This is a genomic window from Desulfitibacter sp. BRH_c19, from assembly GCA_001515945.1.
Lineage (GTDB): Bacteria > Bacillota > DSM-16504 > Desulfitibacterales > Desulfitibacteraceae > Desulfitibacter.
Window position 1 is genome coordinate 119286 of sequence record LOER01000004.1, and the last position, 20781, is coordinate 140066.

A 20781-nucleotide genomic window follows, 5' to 3' on the forward strand; every position below is an offset into this window, starting at 1 on the left:
ACAATAAGTTTTTATAACACGATGGTATAATTATCTATTTAAATTTCTATTATTGAATTTGAGCTGGTGATACCTTAAACTAACATGGTTCCAGATATGGTTGGCTTCTACTACTGAAATTTTTTCCTCTTTAACAGGTTTTGTAGTTTTATATGAAGGCATAATATCTTTCCAGCCCTTATTTTTACCTAACAGGACAAGTTTATGGTAATCATTCAAATGGCTTGTTAAAAATTTCCTGAAAGTTCCTCTCAAGTTGTCGTTGGTTATTGAAGATATTATTGAGCGGCTCAAAGAAAATAGTTCTGCTAATAAATCATGAAATAGTTTTCTAAAAATAAGCTCATCAGTCATTTCATTTAACTGTGTGGATACTTTTATTGTCCTGGGAGGTCTGTTAGGTGCTCTTATATTAAATTTCTCAGCTCTATCTTCCAATGTTCTTACTTGATGATTAAAATTGTGTAAATGAGCTTTAAGTAGCACGCTCAATTCTTTGTCATGCACAAAATTGTTCATCATATGATACGTTTCTATGCTGCTATATCTAGCTCTCAATAGGTTCCAAATATTAAAAGCCTCTTCAGTATCTATCTGTGTTGTCCCTGCTGGATTATTTTTTAATATGGAGATACTCAAAGGTTTTTCACTCCTAGGGTTTTTTAATAGTTTTTCTAACTCCAAAATTCCATATACATCAATAGATGAATTAAAGCTGTTTTTCTTAAATTCTACTGTGAAATCCACTATCTATTACGCCACATTATAAAAATATACCAACATATATTATAAATCACCAAAATGCAATCATAGGTATATTGGAGGTGAAAACATGTTTGCTAATATGTTTGAATATAAATATAATTTACTTTCTATTTTTTTAAGCTTAATGCACAGTTTGTGCAACAGAGCCAGTAGAGAATTATTAAAGGGGTGCATATGCACTCCTTTTTATAATGCACCAGAAACTAGACTTATTTGGAATACTTTGGAGATAATTATTCTTATTTTTATCTTTTCTGACATAGAGTTAATTAAAAGAATACTTTTTCTTAAGAATTAATAAATCATGACACAATATGACAAACTTCTTTTTATCGTGATGTTATGATTATCCAGGTAAAGGGAGTTATGGAGGTGTTATGAACTTGCAAAAACCTAGAATCGTCATTATTGATGACAACAAAGAGCTTTTAATGTTACTATGCGATTTTTTAGATATGGAAAGTAAATATACAGTTATAGGTTTAGAAGGAATATCAAACATCTATGAACTATCTGTCTTAAAGCCTTCTCTTATTCTATTAGACCTGTATATGCCTACATTATCAGGACACGAAATTATGGAACTGAAGTGTGGAATACCGGAAATAGCAGATGTACCTGTTATACTTATCACAGGCTCAAAGGAAAGGGCAAAACAGGAAACACTAAACATGGCAAAAATAGTATTAGAAAAGCCCATTTCTCTTGATGAACTAGACTATTCGATTTCTCTTTTAATATAAAATAATAGGGGGTAGCAGTTCGTGAGTATTAAAATGTTTTTTAAGAAAATGAGCTTATCAACACGTGTAGGAGTAATTGTATTTATAGCTTTATTTATATTTATTTGCCTATTTGGATACTTGATGATTTTAAGAGAATCAGAGAGCATCCTTAGCCAAACCTTGGATTTATTAGAAGATGTCTCTTTAGAAGCTGAAAAAGAGCTCTCTAAAAATATTGGATTTATTATTGAGGTAGAAAATAATCAGCAACTAACCCAAGAGCAAAAAATCATGACAATAAACCAAAAACTTGAGCCAGAATTTACGCATTATGCTGAAAATGAACAAGAGTTGTGTATTGGTTATTATTCAAAGGAACTTGGAGTTATTGCCATAAATATGCAACGGGATGACCTTCCACTAGGATATAAGCTGGACTCAAATCATCCTTCCACTAAGCTATATACACAAGGAAAAATTCAAAGGGAGATTGGCACAGTAGTCCGTGGACAGGTAGTGCGTTATGCAAAGCCAGTTTATTGGGAAGGTGAACCCATAGGACATATTTGGACTAATATTCCTTACAACAATTATCTTCACAAAGTGTATAGTACTGTTCCACTCTTCCTAGCTTTAACTGCTTTAGCAATGCTCTTATCTATAATGGTGGCTCTATTCATATCGCTTAAAATTAAAAAATACATGATGATATTTTCCAAGAATATTGAAGCTTTTGGGAATAATCCATCTGATAATCTTGGGTTAACTAATACTATGAATAGTTTACCAATAGAATTTCATCCTTTAGTCAGAAAATATCATTCTCAGGTAGTACAGATTAGGGAATTAATTAAAGAACTATCTATTTCATCAAGAATGGCTGCATTTGGAGACATGATTATGACAGTTAGCCATGATATTCGAAATCCATTGGCAATTATAGCAATGTCAGCACAAATGGGAAAAAAGAAACAAGATATTGTTAAAAATGTTGAATACTTTGAGACAATAATAAAATCATCTAATCTCATTGAGCAAATTCTAAAGAAATACTTAATCCTAGCTAAAAATCCAAATACTAAACATGAAAGGTTATTTATAGACGATATAATTAATGACGTTTTAGAGATATATGATAACCTCGAACTAACAAAGGGTATTAAATTGAATTATTATTTTGAAGAAGACTTGCCCAGTATTATGGGTGATGAAGTTAGTTTAAAACAAGTAGTAATCAATATAATATCCAACGCAATTCAAGCAACGCCACCTGGGGGTCGTATATCCATAAATGTTTCCACTAAAGAAAATAGTGTTTTAATAGACATGGCAAATACAGGAGTAGCTATTCCCCCTGAAATCCAGAAAGAAATCTTCACTAAATTCTTTACTAAAAAAGATGGAGGCACAGGGCTTGGGCTTGCATTTGTTCAAAAGGTTGTATTAGAGCATAGAGGGAAGATATGGGTCGAATCATACCCTGAACGAACTACATTCTTTATCCAGTTGCCAATTGCCAATGATAATAATAGTACCCTCCTTGTTAATCCATAATAGTTTCCCAAAGCGCTATATATTTTATTACAAAGTAAATTCTTAACATGGCGATATCTTAAGTTTTTTCTCCATTGTTAACAAAGGTGCTGAAGGGGAGTATAAATCGTCTTAGAACAAACACAAGAATTAAGGAGGAATTATTATTAAAAAACATTACTTATTGATAATGTGTTAAACTTTAAAGCTTGCTTTATCAAACCAATTCAAAGTGAAAGTCAATAGTAAGCCATAAACAGATGAAGAAATGAAATGGGATATTGTGGTATTAAGAGTATGTTGTTCAAGGCTTGGAAGTCTTATAGCAATGGAAATGGCGTATAAAGCAAACCAAGCTATCAATCCAAATAGCAACCCTTTTATTAAATAATTTCCACTCGTCAATTTAAGCAATATAACAGATAATATGAAGCCTAAGAATCCTGCAAAAAATAGTTGACCCATTTGAGCAAAAATTATTTCTGCTAAGGTATTGGGTAGGTGTCCATAAATGGCGATAGCAGCCCAATCTAATAAACGCTCCTCATGAAATCCAATAATAAACCCTATCCAATCTACTATATTCATTGCAATTCCTGCAATTATACCGCTAATGAAACCTGCTGTAACTCTATCTTTCACCATAATTCCTCCATTTCGGTCTTCTATTAAGCATACTTTAGTATGGGTATTTTTGGCTAAAATTATTACATTTCTCAATAATAAGTTACCAAATGAATAACATGAGCATGAGATGTTATAGGTAACTAACAGGAAAATATTAGTTCAGCATTATGGTTTACAGTAGAGGCTTAATATGTTAGCCTAATACTGCACGATTTCTAATCAAGAAGGTTACTTGCTTAAGTGAATATAAATATATTAGTATCCTAACTATGAAATCTAGTACTAGACAAGATTCAATAGCAGAAAAGCAAAATAAACTAATATCAACTGGGGGTAGATTAAAATTAAATCCAATAAAATCTTTAGAATCCTAAAAGTGCTACTTATTCTAGTAGTTTTATTAGTTGTAGTAACAGGATGTAATGAACAGGGAACAAATGAAACTGAACAAAAAAATCATGTAGCTATTGTCAATGGTGAAAGCATTCTTGAGGATTCTTATGAGATACAACTATCAGAGTTGAAGGAAATGGTTCAAATGCAATACGGGATAGATGTGGAAGAAGATGAAGAGTTATTAGCTGAGTTGCAGAATCAAGCACTTGAAACTTTGATCAATAAAACTCTTGTTTTACAAGAAAGCGAGAGTAGAGGTATTGAAGTATCTCAATCTGAGGTAGATGAAAGTATAGATCAAATAAAATCACAATTTGAAGATGATGCTAAATTTGAAGAAGCACTAGCTGCAGAAGGCCTGGAAATAGAAGAATTAGCTGACCGGATAAAGGAAGATATGATAATGGAAGCTCTAGTTGCTGAAGTAGCTCCAAGCACCACTATCTCTGAAGATGAAATTTCTGATGAAGAAATTGAAGGTTTTTATGAACAACAAATGCAAATGGCAGAAGCACAAGGGATTGAAATTCCTTCCTTAGAAGAAGCAGAAGCGCAAATTGTAGCCGCTATTATACAGCAGAAGGAACAAGCAGAGCAACAGCAGGTTACACAAGAATTTATAGCAGGGTTAAGAGAGAAAAGTGAAATTGAGGTATTACTTTAAAAATCACTATACAGTATTAATTTTTAGACGAAGATCATAGCTTTTAATTAAATAATAAAGTAGCCACAGCGTCTCTTTGCATTATTTGTTGAAACGCTGTGGTTTTTCATGTTGAGAACTATTACTTATTTCAGAATGAGGTTGATTCACACCGGTCAACTCTTAAGTTGCTTTATAGTTGGATATGAATAAATGTTACTATCATCTTGTTCTCGTGTTAGAATATAGGTGTATTAGATACTGTATGTAATTATCTGAAAAGGAGTTGCGGAATGCTGAATCCATCTAGAAATACTAGGCATGAAATTTCTTGGTCAAAAAAGCGAATTATTTTTTGTGTAGTAGGTTTAATAATTATGCTGATTATTATAAATTCAATGTATGGATATTTAAAAGCCTCACCTGAAGGAGTATCGTTTGAAGGGGAGCTACGCAGGGGACAAGTTGAGTTTCTATTCGATTTAACATACCAAAGAGATGGCGATACTGTTATGGAACAAGTAATATTTGAACGTATACTTGCTATGATTGATGATTCCGAGGACTTCATTATTCTAGATATGTTCCTGTTCAATGACGAATATGAACGTACAGTTAAATATCCAGCTGTCTCAGGTTATTTAGCAGATTCTTTAATACGAAAAAAGCAGCAAGACCCTACTATTGAAATTATTGTGATAACTGATCGAATTAATACTTTCTATGGATCTTATTCTCCTGAGCATTTAATTCACTTAGAACAAGAAGGCATCCAATTAGTTTATACTGACATGACAATTATGCGGGATTCAAATCCAAGCTACTCAGGTTTATGGCGAACCATGATCCAATGGTTTGGTACATCCGAGAATGGCTGGCTCCCTAATCCATTTAGTCCCGATTCACCTGTTGTTACAATACGCTCCTATCTTGAACTAATGAATTTTAAAGCTAACCATCGAAAAGTGGTAATTACCGAAAAAGAAGCACTTGTTACTTCTGAAAATCCACATGATGCAAGTGCGTACCACTCAAATATTGCTTTTGTAGTAAAAGGAGAAGTGGTAAATGATTTAATTGAGACAGAAAGAGCAGTTGCTGATATATCTGGTGCTAATACTGATCTCTTTGAAGCATTATCCATAAAAGATGCTGCTTTGGAGCAACTACCAGATGACTCTGGTTATAGTGTTCAGGTATTAACAGAAGGAAAAATAAAGCAACATTTACTAAAAGATATAAGAGAAACTGAAGCAACAAATAAAATAAACATTGGTGCATTCTACCTTTCGGATCGTGATGTTGTCAAAGAACTAATCAAAGCCTCGGAACGCAAGGTGGAGATTAAAATAATCCTGGATGCAAATAAGGATGCTTTTGGAAGAGAAAAGAATGGTATTCCAAACAGGCCCGTTGCCCATGAATTAAAGAAGAATACAAACAATGCAATCAAGATTAAGTGGTATAACACAAATGGTGAACAGTATCATACAAAGTTAGTGATGATTGAAAAAAATACGGAGACAATTTTATTAGGTGGCTCTGCCAATCTAACCAAAAGAAATATTGCTGACTTTAATTTAGAAACTAATATTAAGGTGATTGGAAGCCCTGATTCTGAAATAATGCAGCAAGCTAGTAATTATTTTCAAAGACTTTGGTCAAATGAAGATGGAATATATACTCTTGATTATAATGTTTATGAAGACGACTCCATATTCAACCAGTTTTTATATAGATTTCAAGAGTGGAGTGGTATTTCTACCTTTTAAAGCACAGATTTTTTGTTAGGAGGTGAAGTATTATGGAATATAAAGTGCTTGGTAATACTGGAATTAAGGTTTCTGAATTGTGTTTTGGTGCTCTGACTATTGGGCCTCTTCAATCTAATTTGTCAATTGAGGATGGCGGCAGTTTAATACTAAAATCATTGGAAAGAGGTATAAATTTCATAGATACTGCAGAACAATACCAAACTTATGAGTATATTAGGTATGCTTTTGATCGCTATAATGGACTCCCTGTAATTGCAATCAAATCCCTAGCAAAAGACTATTCAGGGATGAAGAATTCCATAGAGAAGTCTTTACAAGCCTTAAACAGAGAGTATATTGATATTTTTAAGTTACATGCAGCACGTGCTTCTTTGGATGTTTTTGAAGAAAGAAGCGAGGCACTAGAATGCCTTATTGACTACAAGAAAAAGGGTTATATAAGAGCGATAGGCATATCTACCCATAATGTTAAAGTGGTTAAAAAGGCATCTGAAATAAAAGAGATAGATGTAGTTTTTCCTTTGATAAATAAAACTGGCAGAGGAATACTTGATGGGACTAAAGAAGACATGTTAAGAGCCATTGAAAAAGCACATAACAATGGAAAAGGAACTTATGCTATGAAGGTTTTAGTAGGAGGATACTTAATTGGAGATTTAATAGATGCTATAGCATATGTTCGTGGCATTAGGAGTATTGACTCAATAGCCATTGGTATGGTTTCGGAAAAAGAACTAGAATTGAATTTAAAAGTGTTTAATAATGAAGTGATTGAAGAAAGTATGTTGCCAAACATGAGCACAAAAAAATTACTCATAACGGAGTTTTTTTGCAAGAAATGCGGTGCTTGTCTAAAAGTGTGTCCTAACAATGCATTAACATTAGGTGAGCACTCAGTTGAGGTGAACCACACAAAATGCCTATTATGTGGTTACTGTCTTCCAGAATGCTCAGAACTTGCCATAAGAATTATATGACGCAGATTCCTTGCTTGAAACATATGAAAGTTTAGTAATGAAAAAGGCCTCTCATTAAGAGAAGCCTTTTTACGATAATAGCTTACTTATATTCTTTAAAGAGTTTTTCAAATTCTTCAATTGGATCAATTATGTGATATACATAGTCATCAGTTGGGAATATACCTTCTTTTACATCTTTAATATATTCTTTATATGCATTTGTTTCAACTTCAGCAACATTAGCATATTTTTTAACAAACTTAGGAGTAAAAGCTTGGAATTTACCAACCATGTCAGCACTAATTAAAAGTTGACCATCGCATGGGCCTGCACCTATTGAATATACTGGTATTGTTAGTTTTTCTGCTAAGAAAGCTGTTACTTCAGGTGGAACCGCTTCTACTAGTACTGCGAATGCACCTGCTTCTTGAACAGCTAAGGCATCTTCAATTAAGGCTCTAGCATTTTCGATTTTTCTTCCCTGTGCTTTATGACCACCTAGTTGACCTGAACTTTGTGGTGTTAGACCAATATGGCCTATTACAAGCATTCCAGCATCTGTTATTGCTCTAATTCTACTAGCTATTCTAACTCCACCCTCAAGTTTAATACAATCGACATCTGCTTCCTTGTGAAAACGACCTGCATTATAAACTGCTTCTGCATCAGTAGTTTGATAAGACATAAATGGCATGTCACCAATTATCCAAGTATTAGGTGCACCTCTTCTTACTGCTTGAGAATGAGAGATGCAATCTTCCATGGTTACGGGAATTGTGCTCTTGTAACCTAGCACAACCATTCCAAGGGAATCACCTACTAAAAGCATATCCATACCAGCTTGTTCAGCAAAAGATGCGGTTGGGAAATCATATGCAGTAATCCATGCAACCTGTTCTTTGTTCTTTTTCATGTTGATTAAATCAATAACACTTTTCTTTTTAGCCATTTGTAACACTCCTTAATTATTTTATTAATAAACTATTTTGTAATAAATACTTGGTTTTACGTGCGCTATGTAAACATCATGTTTACTATATATAAATATACTTCTGCGTTTGTTTCAAAATTCCTTCATTAAAACAAAATTTTTCACAATCTAATCTCATAAATTCTATATTCTAGTTTAAATAGATTTTACACTTAACGGTTTTATTTTTCCATTTTTTTATTTTTCCCTTTTTTGGAGAATTCTATTGAAAACACAAAGGAAATACAATAAAATAATATATAAAACCCTGTTTGTTATGATTATTTCTGAAACAACATTAGACGACCGATAGCTCTATTTGAGGTATATTAAATAAAATAGTCTATTTTTTGGGGAGGTATTTAAATAGATATTCTCCTTGATCTGTATGGGACTGGGTTTTAATGTCCAAGGAGATGTTAAGCACACACCGACTTTGTTAGTAAAAAGGTGTATGCTTCTTTTATTTTAAGCAGTTATGTTGCAATTGCTTAAGATAGGGATGGAGGGAATAAACAATATGAAATGCAAATACTGTAGTAATGAAGCTGTCATGCCTAGTGATAGCGAGAATCAAAATCCTAATATTTGTAACGAATGTTATAAAAAAGATAAAACTATAAATAAGAAGCAAGTAGAAGTCGCAAAAAGGGTGGTCGATAAGAAAGACCGTGGGGGAATCAATATGGACGACAAATCAAAGACTTTTATGGAAAAAGAGTTAACTAAGAGACTTATTCGTTGCCATAAACAACTAATTGGAAAAGGGCCTGCAGGGGCTAGTGTGAAAGTCTATGATAATATTATTACAGTTTATTGTTGTGATATTTTAACTAGTTTTGAAAAAACCCTACAAAAAACCTCGGGTGGCGATCAAAGAATTATAGATTCGAGAACTAGCATACGTGAGTGTTGGGAGCCTCAGTTTGTAGCAGATATGGAAAAGGAATATTCATTACGGGTATTAGATATCAGCGTAAGTATTAATGTTAATGAGAACTGCCTGTTTGGAGCAATTCTAGTTGAAAGAATAAAGGAAAGTGAAAACAATTAATTGATAGCAGGAAAGTTCAAAAGACTGTCGACATGGGGAAAATGTCGATAGTCTTTTTTAGTATGTCCACTATTTATTTTCATATCCATCCCAACTTACTATCTCTTCAAGCTTTTTTCTCTTTGTGTCGTGCCTATTAACATCAGTTTGGTCATCAGGGTAGCCAAGGGGTAAAAGTACAATTGGCTCAATGTCATCTGGCAAACCTAAAACCTGTCTGCATTTTGCAGCATCAAAGGCACAAACCCAACATGTACCTAGCCCATTATCTACTGCTGATAGAGTCATGTGATCTACAGCTATAGCAATATCAATGTCACAATGGTCCTTCCCGTCAGTTCGATGCCAGGAAGTTTTGTGATTACCACATACTACAATAATTACAGGTGCTTGCTGAAACCAACTTTTCTTATATGTTTCAAAGATCTTTTGTCGTATTACCTCATCCTGTAGCACTATAAAATGACAGGGCTGAAGATTAACTGCAGAAGGGGCAACTCTCCCAGCTTCAAGTACTTGAAGTAGTTTTTCTTTTTCAACAGGAACATCTTTGTACTTACGTACTGAATATCTACTTTTAGCTAGATCTAAAAAAGTCATATTTACCCTCCTCTCATATTTTTTACTATACAACTTATTATAACCTTTCTGCCTCTTCTTCAACAATACTGTGTATTCCTCATTTAAATCAATAATAGAGCGAAGAGGAATCCTGGATTAGTACCTGAGGTTTCCTCTTCCTGATAAGATGTGGATGTTTAACTTGACAGATTATATTTTATACAATATATTGAGTGTAGATATATCGAGTATTGATATAAAGAGGGTGAATTTATGGCAAGAGAACAGTTGCAAAACCTTACCGAACCTATGTATTACATATTGCTGACCCTAACTACTCCGCGGCACGGTTATGACATTATGCAGACAGTAAGTGATTTAACAAATAGTCGAGTTAAGGTAGGCGCTGGTACGCTCTATTCATTGTTGTCACGATTTGAAAAGGAAAAGGTAATACTTCAGGTGTCAGATGATGGAAGACGTAAAACATACACCATTACTGATAAAGGCAGAGAAATTTTGGGAAGTGAATACACAAGATTGCAAATACTTGTAACGCATGGCAGAACATTTTTGGAGGCAGATGGCGATGAATAAAACGAAAAAAACAACTGTATTTATGTTTTCTATACTTGATTATAAAGCAATGGAAGAATACTTCGAAGAAATGGCAGCACAAGGATGGATGCTAGAAAAGATAAGTGCTGTGACCGCTAAATTCAAAAAAATTAATCCAAAAAAAATCAAATTTGCAGTAGATATTTTTCCATATATGACTGCTTTTGATTCGCCCAATAATAGAGATGCAAGAGATTATCGGGAGCTCTGTGAGGCGTCTGGATGGCATTTCGTTACATCTGCAAACAAGTTTCAAATATTTTATGCAAATTCAGATGAAAACCCTACACCAATTCAGACAGACAGCATTGTGGAAGAAAAGATTATCCGTAAAAGTGTCTTTAATACCGAATTACTTATATTTCTGCTCTGTCTACCAGCGCTACTATTAGGGTTCGGCTCGCTTATTCCTTTTGATTATAGCAAGCTTTTTACAAATATCAGCATAGTCTCAACAATATATTTTCCTATCTTAATAATACCAGTTGCAATATATACTGGATATTACCTATTTTGGTTTTGGAAAGCTAGAAGAAATATAAAAAAGGGGCTACCTTTGCCACGAACATCCATTAGAGCTGCTCGCTTAAGAGGAACAATTCTTCTTAGCGTAGGTGTACTTCTTATTATACTTATGTTTATTGCAGTAATAGCTGATATAATTGGAGGATATACGTTTGCCTTATACGCTTTTCTCTTGCCCATACCGGGTATCGCAATAGGAATCTGGTATAAAAAAATAGTCAGTACAAAAGAGCGTAGCAGAGGAAAAAACATTGCGATATTTGCAGTAGCTATATTTTGTATTTGGATAGTTTTTACCGTTTTTACCTTTGGGCTTATTTCTTCCCGAGGTATGTTTGACACCATTACAGGCGCCCGAAATGAGCTTACAAGTGGGTATATTGCGCTAGAATTAGCTGACTTTGGGATTGAAAAAGCCCCTTACGCGAGAAATTTCAGAAAAACATCAAGCCTTGTTGTGCCAATAAAGCTTGATTATTATGAGGCATCAAGTGACGGTGTGATTCGGACCAACTATATCAGGGCAATAAATGAAAAAGTTGCCGTTTATATTTTTGATGGAATGTTAAAGCGTGAAGGTTCGTTGATATACCGTTCAGTAAGTGAAGCACCAGCGGAGTCTTGGAATGCTGATAAAGCGTATTATTTAAAAGATAATAGGACCATGATATTGCTATTAAAAGATGAGGTAGTTATTCAGTTGGACGGCAAGTTTGATTTCTCACAACCTGAAATTATAAATGTTAGTAAGGATAAATTAAAATTAAAATGACTAGAGAAAGTATAGATAAGCCGCAAGAAATTTTTCCTGCGGCTTATCTAGCTGGATTTTCTAAGAGGTTAATATTCCTGCTCCTTTTTCAACATTTTCCTCTTCTCTACGATGATCTTCTATTTTCATAATACTAACTGCTGCAGCCTTTAATTCAGGTATCTTACAGATAGGGTCATGTGCAGCATTAGTCAAAACATTTGCTGGGGATTCCTTAAAGTGGAATGTCATAAACACAGAATCTTTGGGAATGCCCCTAGTAATTTTAATTCTTGTAGTTAGCTTGCCACGTCTAGATTTGACTTCTACTAAATCACCATCATCTAAGGAAAGTCGATGGGCATCCTCAGGATTTATTTGCATTAATTCCTCAGGATGAATCCAGTCAAGGGACTTGATCCTTCTACTCATGGTCCCAGTATGGAACTGATAGAGCCCTCTTCCTGTCATTAGCAGAAATGGATACTTTGCATCTGGCTCTTCGTCTGAGGGTAAAAATTCGACAGCCCTAAATTTGCCCAAGCCACATGCGAATTTATCGCAATGTAAAAACTTGGTTCCAGGATGCTCCTTATCTGGACATGGCCATTGGATACCTACTTTATCGATCCTTGAGTAATCTATCCCAGCATAGCTTGGTGTTAGTTGAGTAATTTCTTCCATAATTTCTTCTGGATGTGAATAATTCCAATCTTGTCCCATTTCATTAGCTACTTTTTGCAGTATCTCCCAATCGGCAAGTGCTTGGCCAGGAGCAGGTACTGCTTTTCGCACTCGTTGTATCCTTCTTTCAGTATTTACAAAGGTCCCGTCCTTTTCAGCAAAGCTGGTTGCTGGTAGTACAACATCAGCTAATTTTGCAGTTTCTGTAAGAAAAATGTCCTGTACTACTAAAAATTCTAGTGATTGTAGAGCTTCTTGTATATGATTGCTATCAGGGTCAGATAGTATTGGATTTTCACCCATTATGTAAAGTCCTTTTATGTTCTTTTTAAGAGTTTCTTCCATTATTTCTGTAAGTGTAAGACCAGTCTCTGCAGGTATTTCACAATTCCAATAGGAAGCAAATTTTTTCCTATGAGCTATATTTTCTACCGACTGGTAGCCTGGTAGCAAATCTGGTAGGCATCCCATGTCACATGCTCCTTGGACATTATTTTGCCCTCTTAGTGGGTTTACACCTGTACCTTCTTTGCCCACATTGCCTGTTGCCATTGCAAGGTTTGCTACAGCTAAAACATTGCTTGTTCCTGAAGTGTGTTGGGTAATACCCATGGCATAGATTATGCTGCCCTTATCTGCTTTTGCATACAGTCTTGCAGTTTCAATAATATCTTTAGCTGGTATACCTGTAATTTTTTCTACCTTTTCAGGAGTATATTCTTTAACAGAGTTTACCCAGTCTTGCCAGCCTTCGGTTCTATGCTTGACAAAGTCCTCGTCGTACAGTTTTTCAGATATTATTACATTGCTAAGCCCATTTAAGAGGGCTATATTTGTTGCTGGACGCATGGGCAAATGTTTATAGGAATACTTTACTAGATCAATTTGCCTTGGATCAATAACTATCACCTTTGCACCTTTTTTTGCTGCTTGTTTGACCCTGTAGCCAATTACTGGGTGGGTTTCTGTTGTGTTAGAACCAATCACCAAAATCACATCGGCTTGAAGAATCTCATTAATAGAGTTTGTCATGGCTCCACTTCCATATGCAGTAGCAAGACCTGCTACAGTAGAGCTATGTCATAATCGGGCACAATGGTCAACATGGTTTGTAAAAAGTACTGATCTCATTAGTTTTTGAAAGAGGAAGTTTTCCTCACAGGTACACTTGGCCGAGCTTAAACCAGCGAGAGATTTGCCACCGTGCTTTTCTTTTATCTCCAGCAATTTAGTGGTAATTAGTTTTAGAACTTCACCCCAGGAAGCTGGTTTTAATTCACCATCTTTGCGGATCAATGGTTGAGTGAGCCGGTCTGGAGAATGAACAAATTCCCAGCCAAATTGACCCTTTACACATAGATGTCCCCTATTAGGCTCCACATCCTCAGCAAGGACACCCACAATTTTATCATCTTTAACCTTGAGATTTAATTGGCAGCCAACGCCACAATAAGAGCAGGTTGTTTTGACAAGATGAACTTCCCATGGTCTTCCAGCACGTTTAGCGTTTTTAAATACAAGTGCACCTACAGGACAAACCTGAACACACATCCCGCAAAAGGTGCAGGTGGTATCTGCCATGGCATCATCATAGGCGGAAGTTACCTTTGTTGTAAAGCCCCTATCAGTAAACTGAATTGCCTGGACACCGTTGATTTCAGCACAGATTCTTACACATTTTCCGCAGAGGATACATTTATTGTAATCCCTGATGAAGAAAGGATTGTCTTCATAGATTGGATAGTCCTTGTGCTTTCCTCTAAATGGAGTTGTATCTATGCCGTAGTAGTATATATATGTTTGAAATGCACAATCTCCGTTGGCTTCACATGTCCAGCAGCGCATATCATGGTTTGCCATATAAAGCTGCAGGATATGTTTCCTGGCTGTGACCACTCTTTCGGATTCTGTCTTTATAATCATCCCATCTGCTACTGGAGCAACGCATGAGGCTTGTAGATTCCTTGAATTTTCTACTTCTACTACACACATTCGGCAAGCTCCTGGACTTGAAAGGCCCTTATGATAGCAGAGTTTGGGTATTTCTATACCCAGTTTATTAGCCGCTTCCATAATGGTTGAGCCCGGAGGAACAGTAACTTCTTTTCCATCAATTGTTAACTGAACTTCACTCATATTCTCACCTCTTTCCATTCAATATTGCATCACCTGTTAGATTTGCACAAGCTCCTGCAGGGCAGGTTTTGTGTTCAATATGGGCAACATATTCACCTCTAAAGTATCTTAAAGTACTAAGTACAGGGTTTGGGGCAGATTGACCTAGGCCGCAAAGAGAAGAGTCCTTGATTGATTTAGCCATACTCTCTAGGAGTTCAATATCTCCTTTTTTGCCGTGGCCTTCTACAATTCTTTCCAAGATTTCTAGCATTCTCGTACAGCCTTCTCTGCATGGCGTACATTTTCCACAGGATTCTGTTTGGGAAAAGTCAAGGAAAAACCTTGAAACCTCTACCATGCAGGTGTCTTCATCCATCACTACAAGGCCACCTGACCCCATCATTGCTCCAACTTCTAATAAGGAACCGTAATCAATGGGAAGGTCTAACTGGCTACTAGGAAGACAACCCCCTGATGGACCTCCAATTTGCACAGCTTTAAAAGCCTTATCCCTTCGTATTCCCCCGCCAATATCAAAAATAATTTCTTTCATTGTTATACCCATGGGAACTTCAACTAATCCAGTATTCTTTACCTTGCCGGTTAAAGCAAAAACTTTAGTGCCTTTACTAGAAGCAGTACCAATTTTGGCATATTCTTCTGAACCCATTTCAAATATAAGTGGAACATTAGCTAGGGTTTCCACATTATTAATATTAGTAGGCTTATCCCAAAGCCCTTGCGTTGCTGGAAAAGGTGGACGTGGGCGTGGCATTCCTCTGTTTCCTTCAACTGATTCTATTAAAGCAGTCTCCTCGCCACAGACAAAGGCACCAGCACCCTCCTTTATAGTAATATCAAAACTAAAGTCAGTATCTAAAATATGATTACCCAAAAATCCATTTACTGCAGCCTGTTTAATTGCTATTTTGAAACGGCGTACAGCCAAAGGATATTCTGCCCTGACATAGATTATCCCATTACTAGCTCCTACCGCATAGCCTGCTATTAACATCCCCTCAACTACTCGATGTGGATTGCCTTCTAAAACACCGCTATCCATAAATGCTCCAGGGTCACCCTCATCAGCATTACAGATTATGTACTTGTCTTTACCCGGTGACTTGGCAGTAAATTCCCACTTTAAACCAGTAGGGAAGCCGCCTCCACCTCGACCACGCAGCCCAGATTTTTTTACTTCTTCGATTACTGTAGTTGTTTCCATATCAAGGACTATCTTTAGTGATTGATAACCGCCAATGGCTAAATAATCTTTAATTTCTTCTGGATCAATATAACCACAATGCTTTAAGACAACTCTTTTCTGTTTTCTATAAAAGTCTATATCTTTATTTGTAAGTGAACGTTCTTTTGTATTTGGGTTTTTGTAAAGAAGGCGTTCATATGGTTTGCCTTCTTCTAGTGTTTCTATCAATCTAATTACATGTCTGGGTTTAACATTACAGTAAAACCAGCCCTCTGGCTCAATTGTGACAAGTGGACCTTTTTCACATAAACCTCGACATCCCGTAAAAATAATCTGGTAGGGCAGCTCTTTTTCTGCTACTACTTTTTCTATTTCCTCTTTAAGTGCTCTGGAACCGGCAGAAATACATCCGGTACCGCCACAAATTAGTATCTTTTCTACCACTAGGTATTCCCCCTTAATAACTACTCATATTACTTATTCTGAGCTTCATTTACCACGTCACCTATTCCATGAGTTGTCTCTCCTAAATTGTCCGTACTTTGGTTCTTATAACCGTCCAATAAGCGTCCTATATTTTCTGCTGACATCTTTCCATGGCTCTTTTCATCGACGACTATAACAGGAGCTAGTGCACATGCACCTATACAAGCTACAGATTCAAGGGTGAATTCCCCGTCTTCTGTAGTCTCACCAGGGGTAGTATTTAAATGTTGTTTGAAGCCATTCATCACCTTATCTGAGCCAAGTACGTGGCAGGCAGTTCCCTGGCAGACTCTAATGATATGCTTGCCCCTTGGTTTTATATGAAACTGTGAGTAAAAAGTTGCCACACCGTACACCTTGCTAAGTGATGTGTTTAAGGTGTCAGCAATTCTTATCATGGCATCCTTTGGAAGATAACCAATTATATCCTGGGTTTTTTGCAGTACAGGAATAAGGGCACCAGGGGAGGTTCCCTGATATTTTGATAGGAGTTCATTAACAGCTTGTGAATGTTGCTCTGGAATTATGTCTTTTGCTTTAACAGTCAAAAAGTAAACCTCCTCGTATAATCTTTAATATCTTTTTAATAGTTTGTGCTAAAAGCAAGGGCGCATACTATTTTTATAAAAAATCAAGCCCAAACTTGCGTTCCCTGACAGAATCCGTCAGGGTTCTATTTATAATAAAAGATATAAAAATAATTCAAATGTAGAATAGAGCAGTTATTTGTCGATTATTTGTTTTTAAGATCATGCAGGATATATTATGTAAAAATTGAAAGAAAATAGAAGAAATATAATTCTTGGTAGGAATTGAAGAACTTAGGAGATTATTTATGGAAAGACTTTTTAATATAGTAAAACACCTTAAAAATAATAGTGGATTAACCGCATCTAGATTGGCTAGTTTATGCTCAACTACAGAACGTACCATTTACCGAGATATGAGAAAGCTTGACAACTATGGCATACAGGTAATATCCATGGGTAGAAATGGCTACCATTTAATAGATTCTGCTCAGATTAATTTGCCTGCAAAGCTCAACCAAGAGGAATACCTGGCCCTACACCTTTTCCACTCAATAGCTTGTCAGAATAAAGACAAAAATTCTATTCTCTACAATTCCTACAAATCAGCCATGGAAAAAGTAATGGCTAATCTAAAAAGAGACAATAATCAAACAAACCTACCTCAATCCATAAATGAAAGAATACGCATATATGATAATCAGTTAAATAAAGAGCAGCTTGACTTTACCAAATTACTGGTTGAGGCACTTATAACTAATACAACTATTGAATGTAAATATGATTCTGCTTCTAGTGGACAAACCCTTGAAAGAAAACTTGATCCATACTACCTAATAACAAGGGCAGGTAATTTCTATCTAATAGCCTATTGCCACGTTCATAAAGGTATCAGAACATTTCGACTTAGTAGATTTAAAAAAATTGTACTTATACCAGAGACATTTAAGCTGCCAATTGACTTTAATGTGGATGATTACCTTTCGAAACTTTGGCAGATCTTTGATGAAAGCAAGAGCATTAGATTTAAAGTTCGATTTGCAAAAAACATCGCCAGGTATGTAAAAGAAGAAATCTATTATGCTAATCCTGTCATTACCGAATTAGAAGATGGAGACTTATTGCTGGAAGTAACAATAAAAAGTGGGGCTGAATTTCTGCGCTGGCTAATGAAATATGGGAGCAAAGCGGAGATTATAAGTCCTGAAGAGTATCGGTTGAAAATGAAAGATGAACTTGAGAGAATGTTGGGATTGTATGAATGATCATATAAACTATAATGTAAAAAAGAAAGGAGGTACCAAATGATTGAACATATAAGAGATATTGGGAATTATGTTCGAGAGAAATACCCAAAAGAAAGCGTTATTAGTGGCATGGTAAACACAATAGAATCAAAAGACATGAAATACATACTATTAATAAATGTATTAGAAAAAGAAATTCAATATACTATGAAAGATTTTGAAAAGGATATTGTTTATGATGCACTTTTTTACCAATCAGGAAGGGGGTCGGAAGGGGGAGGCATTAGATTAGATTATTATGCAGATCTAAACCCTAAAGGAGGATTTAAAGGACGAGAGAAACTTAAGAAAGTTTGTGAGTTCTGTGAAGTGGGCTGTCGCTATGAAGAGATAAGAGAATGGATTGAGGAATACCTAAAAGAAAAGGATAAGAATACATTTGCTATAATACAGGTTAATGGCAGAATGCCCAGAGAGTTATTTAAAGATAAATTTCAAAAAAAAATGCATGACATGGTTTATAAGGGTATACCAGGTCAACATATTTGTCATTTGTGTGGGAAAAAAGGACAAGGATATAACACAGTAGCATATACTTTTTACACCAACGATAAAGGAGTCTATAGTAATGTAGGTCATAAAGGTAAGAGTGGATTTATCATATGTGAAACATGCTTAAATGACATTATAGTTGGCAAGAAATATGTTGAATTAAATTTAACTACCTACTGGAGATCGATTAAGAAAAAGGTGATGTTTTTACCACATTATTATGATGAGGTAATTGCAGAAATATATGAAAAATCCTATATCAAAGAAAAGATGGGAGAAGAAGAAAAAATTAGGACTATTGGGTTAAATGAAGAGGAGCTAGTAGAAGAGGTGGGAAAAACAAATGTTGTCACAGACATGATTTTTTATGAAGAATCTAGTACAAACAAAGCAATTACAATCGATCATGCTGTTCAAAGTGTTTTGCCTTCGAGGTTTAGTTTTATTGGAAAGATTTTTAAGGAATACGAAATAAAACTATATATAATTTTGATATATAGTACAGCGGTTAAGGTAACATCAGATAGTGTTGAAACTACAGATAAAGAAAAAATGAGACTCTTAGATAGCATTTTTACAGGAAGAAGAATTGATCGGAACTTATTCTTTAAACGAGTGATGGATGTATATCAACATTACTTTTTAAAGGATGAACATAGAAAATATGCTTGCATGAAAAATATAAATAGAACCTACAATTTTTTGTGCAGGTGTAATTGTATAGAGAAGGGGTGGAATGTGATGGAAGATTATAAGGATTACACAGAACTTTTTAAAGGAAACACAGAATACTTTGACACAAATGAAAAAAAGGCATGGTTTATATTAGGAAAGGCTTATAGTACAATGGTATATTTAATGAAAGGAAACAAAAGTAAAGATAATGAAGAAGTCAATCACAATGAGAGGACCTCATTAGAAAAGAACTTTTTCTTTTCTAGGAAATTCGACTACAAAGATTTTATTTACTTCTCAAACTTATTAACGGACAAGGCTATTAAATATAAGGTGGACAAGGTTTACTTCAAAAAGATGATATGTGAAGCAAAGGACTATATGGCTAAAAGAGAAGGTAAGCTATCCTTTGATGAAGCCAAATATCTATTTTTCTGGGGTGTAGATGCTTATTTTAAAGTAGAAAAAAATGAAAACCAAGAAAGTGAGGATGAATAATTATGGCAAACACAAGAGAATTTGTACTATATTCTGATTGTACCATGGCAAATCCTAATGGGGATATGATTAATGACAATAGACCTAGACAGGATGAAAGAACTGGAAGGTTAGAAATGTCAGATGTAAGAATTAAAAGATATGTAAGAGATGAAATGGAAAATAGAGGCATGAAGGTTTTTGTAAAGCCAACTAAAAATCAAAAGGGGCTATTTATTGATTGCAAGAGTGTTGCAACAAAGGTAGCAAAGGAAGAAAAAATTGATGAAAAAGACCTTGAAGCAAAACTTAAGGAAGCATACAAAGATGTAAAGCTATTTGGCGCTGTTGTTACAACAAAGGATAACTTTAGTATTACAGGACCACTACAGGTTATGTGGAGTAGAAGTCTGCATGAAGCAGATATAAAATTCGCTCAAGGAACTTCTGTGTTTACAGGTGGAAAATCAGAGGCTAGGCAGGGCACAATATGGTCTAAATACTATACTCCATATGCATTATTTAAAACCTATATGGTATATAACGATATGGTGGCCAATAGACAAAATATAGAAGTATCAGAGGATGATATTGAAGAGTTTAAGGAATTACTGTTGTCTGGTATTAAAAACTATCGAAGCACTTCCAAAAACCAGATGCCTAGACTTTTAGTAGAAGTTATCTATAATAAAAACTACATAGATGGAGAATTGGACTATATTAATATTAATCACAAGTCAACAGACCTAGAACTCAGAAGTATAGAGGACTTCGTATTTGACATGGCACCACTCGCAAAATACTTTGAGTCAAAAATGGACATAGTTATGGCAGTTAATATTTACAGGCATTCAAAGGTGACTTTGATTAACGTGCCTGAAACGTTCAACCAATACGATATATAGA

Annotated in this window: 19 protein-coding genes and 1 pseudogene; 12 read left to right on the top strand and 8 right to left on the bottom strand. The window is 35.1% G+C overall.

All coding sequences use genetic code 11. The features are described from left to right. Positions 1–30: 30 nt before the first annotated feature. Positions 31–747, bottom strand: a complete 717-nt coding sequence (locus tag APF76_09225; GenBank protein ID KUO53412.1) for a hypothetical protein — start codon at positions 745–747, stop codon at positions 31–33. 85 nt (positions 748–832) lie between these two features. On the opposite strand from APF76_09225, the gene APF76_09230 reads away from it, so the two are divergent. The 3 genes from APF76_09230 to APF76_09240 all read left to right on the top strand — a co-directional run bounded on the left by APF76_09230 (position 833) and on the right by APF76_09240 (position 3044). Beyond that, positions 833–1063 carry a hypothetical protein gene (locus APF76_09230; protein KUO53413.1) on the top strand — a complete coding sequence of 77 codons (231 nt, stop codon included), beginning with the start codon at positions 833–835 and terminating at the stop codon, positions 1061–1063. A gap of 85 nt (positions 1064–1148) precedes the next feature. Then, a complete protein-coding gene (locus APF76_09235) occupies positions 1149–1508 on the top strand; it encodes a hypothetical protein (GenBank protein ID KUO53414.1) in 360 nt (119 codons plus the stop codon). A gap of 21 nt (positions 1509–1529) precedes the next feature. Next, the gene (locus APF76_09240; GenBank protein KUO53415.1) at positions 1530–3044 is read left to right on the top strand and encodes a hypothetical protein; all 1515 of its coding nucleotides are present in this window, start codon (positions 1530–1532) and stop codon (positions 3042–3044) included. Between the two features lie 174 nt (positions 3045–3218). Here APF76_09240 and APF76_09245 read toward each other — a convergent pair whose 3' ends face one another. After that, the gene (locus APF76_09245; protein KUO53416.1) at positions 3219–3665 is read right to left on the bottom strand and encodes a hypothetical protein; all 447 of its coding nucleotides are present in this window, start codon (positions 3663–3665) and stop codon (positions 3219–3221) included. Positions 3666–4026: 361 nt separating this feature from the next. On the opposite strand from APF76_09245, the gene APF76_09250 reads away from it, so the two are divergent. The 3 genes from APF76_09250 (at position 4027) to APF76_09260 (ending at position 7441) form a co-directional block, all read left to right on the top strand. Beyond that, the gene (locus APF76_09250; protein KUO53417.1) at positions 4027–4710 is read left to right on the top strand and encodes a hypothetical protein; all 684 of its coding nucleotides are present in this window, start codon (positions 4027–4029) and stop codon (positions 4708–4710) included. Positions 4711–5015: 305 nt separating this feature from the next. Continuing rightward, complete coding sequence (locus tag APF76_09255) at positions 5016–6461, top strand: phospholipase (GenBank protein ID KUO53447.1); 1446 nt, start codon at positions 5016–5018, stop codon at positions 6459–6461. 32 nt (positions 6462–6493) lie between these two features. Next, complete coding sequence (locus APF76_09260) at positions 6494–7441, top strand: hypothetical protein (GenBank protein KUO53418.1); 948 nt, start codon at positions 6494–6496, stop codon at positions 7439–7441. 82 nt (positions 7442–7523) lie between these two features. On the opposite strand, the gene APF76_09265 is transcribed toward APF76_09260, so the two are convergent. Continuing rightward, entirely contained in the window at positions 7524–8372 is an 849-nt protein-coding gene (locus APF76_09265) for a 3-methyl-2-oxobutanoate hydroxymethyltransferase (protein KUO53419.1), read from the bottom strand. Positions 8373–8913: 541 nt separating this feature from the next. Between APF76_09265 and APF76_09270 the strand changes: the two genes are divergently transcribed. Then, entirely contained in the window at positions 8914–9447 is a 534-nt protein-coding gene (locus APF76_09270) for a hypothetical protein (protein KUO53420.1), read from the top strand. A gap of 69 nt (positions 9448–9516) precedes the next feature. On the opposite strand, the gene APF76_09275 is transcribed toward APF76_09270, so the two are convergent. Then, the gene (locus APF76_09275; GenBank protein ID KUO53421.1) at positions 9517–10047 is read right to left on the bottom strand and encodes a nitroreductase; all 531 of its coding nucleotides are present in this window, start codon (positions 10045–10047) and stop codon (positions 9517–9519) included. Between the two features lie 234 nt (positions 10048–10281). On the opposite strand from APF76_09275, the gene APF76_09280 reads away from it, so the two are divergent. Continuing rightward, positions 10282–10605: a PadR family transcriptional regulator gene (locus tag APF76_09280; protein KUO53422.1), complete on the top strand. Its 324-nt coding sequence runs from the start codon at positions 10282–10284 to the stop codon at positions 10603–10605. Further along, positions 10598–11923, top strand: coding sequence for a hypothetical protein (locus APF76_09285; protein KUO53423.1), 1326 nt, complete (start codon positions 10598–10600; stop codon positions 11921–11923). The genes APF76_09280 and APF76_09285 overlap by 8 nt, the downstream gene beginning before the upstream one ends. 60 nt (positions 11924–11983) lie before the next feature. Here the strand turns inward: APF76_09285 and APF76_09290 are convergent, their stop codons facing one another. The 4 genes and pseudogenes from APF76_09290 to APF76_09305 form a co-directional block, all read right to left on the bottom strand. Continuing rightward, on the bottom strand, positions 11984–13618 hold the full coding sequence (locus APF76_09290; protein ID KUO53424.1) for a formate dehydrogenase: 1635 nt from the start codon (positions 13616–13618) through the stop codon (positions 11984–11986). Positions 13619–13666: 48 nt separating this feature from the next. Beyond that, the gene (locus APF76_09295) at positions 13667–14722 is read right to left on the bottom strand and encodes an NADH dehydrogenase (GenBank protein ID KUO53448.1); all 1056 of its coding nucleotides are present in this window, start codon (positions 14720–14722) and stop codon (positions 13667–13669) included. Between the two features lie 4 nt (positions 14723–14726). Next, entirely contained in the window at positions 14727–16355 is a 1629-nt protein-coding gene (locus tag APF76_09300) for an NADH dehydrogenase (GenBank protein ID KUO53425.1), read from the bottom strand. Between the two features lie 104 nt (positions 16356–16459). Further along, positions 16460–16945: pseudogene (locus APF76_09305) on the bottom strand. Positions 16946–17232: 287 nt separating this feature from the next. Between APF76_09305 and APF76_09310 the strand changes: the two are divergent. From APF76_09310 to APF76_09320, 3 genes are read left to right on the top strand one after another with little or no spacing between them, the layout of a single operon-like run. Further along, the gene (locus APF76_09310) at positions 17233–18189 is read left to right on the top strand and encodes a hypothetical protein (GenBank protein KUO53426.1); all 957 of its coding nucleotides are present in this window, start codon (positions 17233–17235) and stop codon (positions 18187–18189) included. Between the two features lie 39 nt (positions 18190–18228). Next, complete coding sequence (locus APF76_09315; protein ID KUO53427.1) at positions 18229–19896, top strand: hypothetical protein; 1668 nt, start codon at positions 18229–18231, stop codon at positions 19894–19896. Between the two features lie 2 nt (positions 19897–19898). Further along, positions 19899–20780, top strand: a complete 882-nt coding sequence (locus APF76_09320; protein KUO53428.1) for a type I-B CRISPR-associated protein Cas7/Csh2 — start codon at positions 19899–19901, stop codon at positions 20778–20780. Position 20781 lies beyond the last annotated feature (1 nt).